The sequence below is a fragment of the Nocardioides sp. genome, from assembly GCF_036401255.1.
Lineage (GTDB): Bacteria > Actinomycetota > Actinomycetes > Propionibacteriales > Nocardioidaceae > Nocardioides.
Genome location: NZ_DASWVI010000029.1, coordinates 1 through 6,708, shown reverse-complemented (window position 1 = coordinate 6,708; position 6,708 = coordinate 1). Strand labels below are relative to the sequence as shown.

Genomic DNA, 6,708 nt, shown 5'->3' with positions numbered 1-6,708 from the left:
ACCACGTGCGTACGGCGGTGCGCGCGCCCGCGGCGCTGGCCGCGCCGATCCTGGCGATCTCGGCGATCGCGGGCTCGATGATCCTCGCGCTGAGCCTCACCGCCGACTGGACGACCGCGATGGACCGGGCCCAGCTCCACGCCCCGGTCGTCGTGGAGACCGGTGGCGACGACGCCGTCGTCGAGCGCCTGACGGGCGATCCGGGGATCGACCTGGCCGACGTGCGGACCACGGTCGCGGTCGGGCTCGGTCCGGAGGGCGAACGGGAGCCGGTCGAGGTCGTCGACCTGCCCGCCATCGAGGCGGCCCGCGGGTTGACCGCGGTGCGCGGCGACCTCGACCGGCTCGGCGGGGGCGACGCGGTGGCAGTGACCGAGACCTACGCGCTCGACGAGGGCGCGGGCGTCGGCGACCGGGTGCGGCTGCGGATCGCCGGCGAGGTGGTGCGACCGGTGGTGGTGGCCGTCGTACGCGACGCCCCCGACCTCTACGCCGACGTCCTCGTGCCGCGGGCGCTGGTCGGCGACCGGGTCGGCGCGGCCATCACCGACCTGGTCTTCGTGATGCCCGGGGACGTCGACGTCGACGCGTTGCTCGCGGGGACCCGCGCCCGGGTGCTGCCGGCGGGGCGGTGGATCGAGGAGGTCGACGCGCGGACGCGCGCCGGCAACGAGGTCGGGCTCTGGGTGCTGCTCGGGCCCTCGGGCCTGTACGCCGGCATCGCGATCGTCAACGCCGTGCTGATCGGCGTCACCCAGCGCCGCCGCCAGTTCCGCACGATCGCGCTCCTCGGCGCCACCGACGCCCAGCTGCGCCGGATGGCGGTGTGGGAGGCGGGCTCGGTCGGCGCCGCCGCGCTGCTGGTCGGCTCGGCGATCACGCTGTTCGTCGGCTGGCTGGTGCGCCACGCCACGACCCGCGACGTACCGGAGGTGGGCCTGACGGTCCCGGTGCTGCCGCTCGCCGCGATCGCCGCCACCTGCGCCGGGCTCGCGCTCCTCGCCGCGCTGGTCGGGTCGCGCCGGGTGGTGCCGCGAGGGGCCTGAGCCGCGCGGTCTCACGCGCCCCAGCCGCACCACTCGGCAGCCGAAACCCGCACGACACGCCGAGCCGCCCCGGCGTGTCGTGCGGGTTTCACCGGTCAGCCGGTGAAACCCGCACCCCACATCTCGCCGAACCCCTTGACACCGAATAAGTAAGTGCGGTGAACTAACAAACGTGACGACGATGTCCCCGGTCGGACGACCGCTCCGGCCCCGCGGCAAGCTGCTGCAGGAGGACGCCCGTCGGCACCACCGGTCCCTGCTGCTCCAGCAGCTGTTCCGGGAGGGGCCGGCCAGCCGCGCCGACCTCGCCCGGACCACCGGCCTGACCCGGGTGACCGTCTCCGACCTCGTCGGCGAGCTGGTCGCCGACGGCCTGGTCGAGGAGCTCGGCGCCCCGGCGACCGCGCGGGTCGGCAAGCCGCCGACCCTGGTCGGGCTCGCGCCCGACGCCACCCACATCGTGGCGCTGGACCTGTCCGCCGACGACCGGATGAGCGGCGCGGTCGTGAACCTCGCCGGTGAGGTGCGGGCCCGCCACCAGCTGGAGATCGGCGAGGCCCGCGGCGACGACGCGGTCGCGCTGGTGCACCGGCTCGCCACCGAGCTGATCGCGATGACCGACCGCCCGGTCCTCGGCGTCGGCGTCGGCAGCCCCGGCGTGGTCGACGCCGCCGGCACCGTGGTCGACGCCCCCAACTTCGCCTGGTCCGACACCCCGCTGGCGACCAGTCTGGCGACCGCGCTCGGGGTCCCGGTGTTCGTCGCGAACGACGCCAACACCGCGGTGCTCGGCGAGCACACCTTCGGCCAGACCGGCGACGGCGGGCTGATGGTGCTGCGGGTCGGCATCGGTGTCGGCGCCGGGCTGGTGCTCGAGGGGTCGCTCCTCCACGGCCACCTCGCCGCCGCCGGTGAGGTCGGCCACGTCACGGTGGAGCCCGGCGGCGACGTCTGCGCCTGCGGCCGCCGCGGCTGTCTGGAGACGATCCTGGCCGCCCCCCGGCTGCGCCGGCGGCTCGCCGAGCCGGGCGCCGACCGTGAGGCCGTGCTGACCGAGGTCGGCGAGCGCCTCGGGGCCACGCTCGCCCCGGTCGTCGGGACGCTGAACATCCAGGAGCTCGTGCTCAGCGGCCCCACCGAGCTGCTCGACGGCCCGCTGCGCGAGGCCGCCGACCGGGTGATCCGCGAGCGCACGATGCCGGTGAGCTCCGCGGGCCTCGCGGTCCGCACCTCCACCCTCGGCGACGACGTGGTGCTGTTCGGCGCCGCCGTCCTCGTCCTCTCGGGAGAGCTGGGCGTGTCGTGAGCACGACCCCGATCTCGTACGGCGGGCCAACCGGGCCCGCCGGCACCCAGGACCCGGCTCTGCGCCGCACCTGGGCCAGTCACCACAACGGGTAGATCGCAAGAGAGGAACACTGCGGTGCGCATCAAGAAGACACTGGCCGGCGCAGCCTTGGCCACCTTGGCTCTGACCGCGCTGAGCGCGTGCGGGAGCGACAGCGACGGCAACGACACCAAGAGCGAGGGCAGCGGTTCCGAGACCGCCGACATCCGGGTCTGGCTCAACGGCGCGGACACCCCGCAGGAGGCGCGGGACTGGCTGAAGACCACGTTCGAGGACCAGAACCCCGGCTCCACGCTCACCATCGAGGAGCAGCAGTGGGACGGCCTGGTGGAGAAGCTCACCACCGCGCTCTCGAGCGAGTCCGAGACCCCGGACGTCGTGGAGATCGGCAACACCCAGGCGCCGACCTTCACCTCGGCCGGTGCGTTCTCCGACCTCACCGACCAGCTGGGCGACCTCGGGGGCGACGACCTGCTCCAGGGCTTCGTGGACGGGGCGACCGTCGACGGCAAGACCTACGCGGTGCCCTACTACGCCGGCTCCAAGTACGTCTTCTACCGGACCGACCTGCTGGACAAGGCGGGCCTGTCGGTGCCCACCACGATGAGCGAGTTCGTCGACACCGCGATCGCGCTGAAGAAGGCCAACCCCAAGCCGGCGAACTTCTCCGGCTTCTGGTTCCCCGGCCAGGACTGGCGCAACGGCGTCGCGTTCGTCTGGGACGCCGGGGGCGACCTCGCGACCGAGGACGGCGGCGAGTGGACCGGAGCGCTCGAGTCGCCCGAGTCGATCGCCGGCCTGGAGACCGCGCAGAAGCTCTTCACCGAGGCCTCGGGTGCCCCCAAGGACGGCAACGAGGCCGACCCGCAGACCCCGTTCTGCGCCGGCGAGGTCGGCATGATGTCCGCGCCCGGCTGGGTGATGGGCCTGCTCAACGACCCCAAGACCGGCTGCCCGGACCTGGCCGAGAAGGTCGGCGTCTTCGCGCTGCCCGGCACCGACGGCCAGCCCGCACCGGTGCTGCTCGGCGGCTCCGACATCGCGATCGCGGCCAAGTCGCCCAACCAGGAGCTCGCGCAGAAGGCGGTCGCGCTCATGCTCAGCGACGACTACCAGACGATCATGGCGCAGAACGGTCTGACGCCCGCCAAGAACTCGCTGACCTCGCTGCTCGGTGACGACGCGTTCGCCCAGGCCACCATCGCCGCGGCGTCCAACGCCAAGCTGACCCCGGCCGCGCCCGGCTGGGCGACCGTCGAGGGCTCGCGCGTCCTGGAGGACCTGTTCAGCGGCATCGCCCAGGGCGGCGACGTCGCCGAGCTGGCCGCGAAGGCCGACGAGCAGATGGACCCGCAGCTCAACGGCTGACCCCACGGGACCCGACACCCCATCACACTCCGTCACACTCCGTCACACCAGGCCGGGGCGGCGCCGCTGCGTCGCCGCCCCGGCCGTGCCGTGCCCGGACCGTGCCGGGACATGATGAGACGCCCGACCACCGAGAGAGGAGGAGGACACGATGAGCACGACGGCCGGCCCGCCCCGCCCGCGGCGTACCCCGTTGCCCTACGGCCTGCTGGTCCCCGCGCTCGCGGCACTCCTCGTCGCCCTCGGCTACCCGCTGGCGCGCGAGGTCGTGCTCGCGTTCCAGAAGTTCGGCCTCGCCCAGCAGTTCGGCAGGCCGCCGGAGTGGGTCGGCGTGGACAACTTCCGCGAGCTGCTCACCGACCCCTACCTGTGGCGGGTGGCGCTGCGCTCGCTGGTGTTCTGCGTCGTCAACGCGGCCGTCACGATGGCCGTCGGCGTCGGGCTCGCGCTGCTGATGCAGCACATGGCCAAGCCGGTGCGCATCCTGCTGCAGACCGGGCTGCTGCTCGCCTGGGCGATGCCGGTGGTCGCGACCCTCACCGTGTGGCAGTGGCTCTTCGACACGCAGTACGGCGTGATCAACTGGGTGCTCGCCAAGAGCGGCATCGACTACGCCGGGCACCCGTGGCTGCTCAACCCGATGTCCTTCTTCTTCGTCGCCACCGTCATCGTGGTGTGGATGAGCGTGCCGTTCGTCGCGTTCACCGTCTACGCCGCGCTCACCCAGGTCTCCGAGGACATGATCGAGGCGGCCGAGATCGACGGCGCCGGGCCCGCGCAGCGGCTGCGCTCGGTGATCCTGCCGAGCATCCGTCCGGTGCTGCTCGTGGTCGGCCTGCTGCAGGTGATCTGGGACCTGCGGGTGTTCACACAGATCTACGTGCTCCAGCAGGCCGGCGGCAGCACCCGCGACACGAACCTGCTCGGCACCTACATCTACCGGCTCGGCATCGGCGGCGGTGACTTCGGCATGGCGGCCGCGGTCGCCCTCTTCATGCTCGTGCTCACCGTGGTGCTGACCGCGCCGTACATCTGGGCGATGCTCCGCCAGGAGGAAGACTGATGGCCCGCCCCGCCCGCCGCCCGGTGCGGCTGTTCGCCAACGCCGTCGGTGTCGTCGCGTTCGTGATGTGCGTCTTCCCCGTCTACTGGATGGTCAACAGCTCGCTGCTGCCCCGCAACAAGATCCGCAACCCCGACCCGACCTGGGTGCCGTTCGGCGGCACGCTGGACAACTACCGCACGGTCTTCGACGGCAACCAGTTCCTGGACGCCTTGAAGATGAGCCTGATGGTGACGCTGCTGACCATCGGGGTGGCGCTGACGTTCGCGTTCCTGGCGGCGGTGGCGGTGTCGCGGTTCAAGTTCCGCGGCCGCAAGTCGTTCATCGTGGCGCTGCTGGTGATCCAGATGATCCCGGTCGAGGGGCTGTTCATCTCCCAGTACAAGATGCTCGAGGGGATGAACCTGCTGAACTCCGTCTTCGGCCTGACCCTGGTCTACGTCGCGTCGGTCCTGCCGTTCACGATCTGGACGCTGCGCGGGTTCGTCGCCGGTGTCCCGTTCGAGCTCGAGGAGGCCGCGATGATCGACGGGTGCTCGCGGGTCCAGGCCTTCTTCCGGGTGACGTTCCCGCTGCTGGCCCCCGGCCTGGTCGCGACCGGCGTCTTCGGGTTCATCCAGGCCTGGAACGAGTTCACGCTCGCGGTGGTCGTGATGTCCCAGGGCGACAAGAAGACGCTGCCGCTGTGGCTGAGCATCTTCACCGACGTCAACCGCGGCACCGACTGGGGCGGCATCATGGCCGGCTCGACGTTGATCGCGATCCCGGTCGTCATCTTCTTCCTGCTGGTCCAGGGCCGGATGGTCGCGGGCCTCACGTCCGGGTCGGTGAAGGGATGAGCCTCGAACGTCTCGCCCTGCGGGTGCTGCTGCCCGCGTTCCCCGGCACCACGCTGGATCCGGACGTGGCGGGCCTGCTGGCCGAGGGCCTCGGCGGCGTCTGTCTGTTCGGCAGCAACACCGCCGCCGGTCCGGCCGCGGTCGCCGGGCTCACGGCCGCGATCCACGCGGCCGCGCCGTACGCCGTCGTCGCCGTCGACGAGGAGGGCGGCGACGTCACTCGGATGCACGCCCTCGACGGCAGCCCCGTGCTCGGCCCCGCCGCCCTCGGGGCGGCCGGCGACCTCGAGCTGACCCGGCACACCGGCGCGGCCGTCGGCGCCGAGCTGGCCGCCGCCGGCATCGACCTCGACCTCGCCCCGGTCGCCGACGTGAACTCCAACCCCGACAACCCGGTCATCGGCACCCGCAGCTTCGGACCGGACCCCGCCGAGGCCGCCGCCCACGTCGTCGCCTGGGTCGCCGGCCTGCAGAGCGCCGGGGTCGCCGCCTGCGTCAAGCACTTCCCGGGCCACGGCGACACCGCGCAGGACAGCCACCTGGCTCTCCCGACCGTCGAGGTCGACCTCGCGACCCTGCTGGGCCGCGAGCTGGCGCCGTTCGCCGCGGCCGTCGACGCGGGCGTCGCCTCGGTGATGACCTCCCACATCGTGGTGCCGGCGCTCGACCCCGAGCTGCCGGCGACGCTGAGCCGGCCCGTGCTGGGGCTGCTGCGCGAGCGGTTGGGGTACGACGGGGTCGTGGTCAGCGACGCGCTCGACATGGCCGGCGCGTCGGCCGGCCGCGGCATCCCCGAGGCGGCCGTGCTGTCCCTGGCCGCCGGCGCCGACCTGCTCTGCATCGGTGCCGACAAGGACGTCGCGCTGGTGCGCGAGATCCAGGCCGCGATCGTGGCCGCCGTCCGCTCCGGGCGGCTGACCGAGGAGCGCCTGGCCGAGGCCGTGGGCCGGGTCGACCGGATGCCCCGCGGCGGCGGCGTACGGACCGCGGTCGACGCGGACCGCCAGCTCGCCGGCGCCCGGCGGGCGACCACCGTCGAGGGTG

The 6,708-nt window shown here is 73.0% G+C and carries 6 protein-coding genes; all 6 read left to right on the top strand.

What is annotated here, in order from left to right:
- On the top strand, positions 1-1,046 hold a 1,046-nt coding region (locus VGD85_RS01200), incomplete at its 5' end, for an ABC transporter permease (protein WP_331061625.1).
- A 181-nt stretch (positions 1,047-1,227) separates the two neighbouring features.
- Positions 1,228-2,352: an ROK family transcriptional regulator gene (locus VGD85_RS01195; protein ID WP_331061626.1), complete on the top strand. Its 1,125-nt coding sequence runs from the start codon at positions 1,228-1,230 to the stop codon at positions 2,350-2,352.
- 117 nt (positions 2,353-2,469) lie between these two features.
- Positions 2,470-3,762: an extracellular solute-binding protein gene (locus VGD85_RS01190; RefSeq protein ID WP_331061624.1), complete on the top strand. Its 1,293-nt coding sequence runs from the start codon at positions 2,470-2,472 to the stop codon at positions 3,760-3,762.
- Between the two features lie 151 nt (positions 3,763-3,913).
- A complete protein-coding gene (locus VGD85_RS01185; protein ID WP_331061623.1) occupies positions 3,914-4,825 on the top strand; it encodes a sugar ABC transporter permease in 912 nt (303 codons plus the stop codon).
- Positions 4,825-5,664: a carbohydrate ABC transporter permease gene (locus VGD85_RS01180; protein ID WP_331061622.1), complete on the top strand. Its 840-nt coding sequence runs from the start codon at positions 4,825-4,827 to the stop codon at positions 5,662-5,664. Before VGD85_RS01185 ends, VGD85_RS01180 begins: the two co-directional genes overlap by 1 nt.
- The coding region (locus VGD85_RS01175) for a glycoside hydrolase family 3 N-terminal domain-containing protein (RefSeq protein WP_331061621.1) at positions 5,661-6,708 on the top strand (1,048 nt) is incomplete at its 3' end. The genes VGD85_RS01180 and VGD85_RS01175, both read left to right, overlap by 4 nt.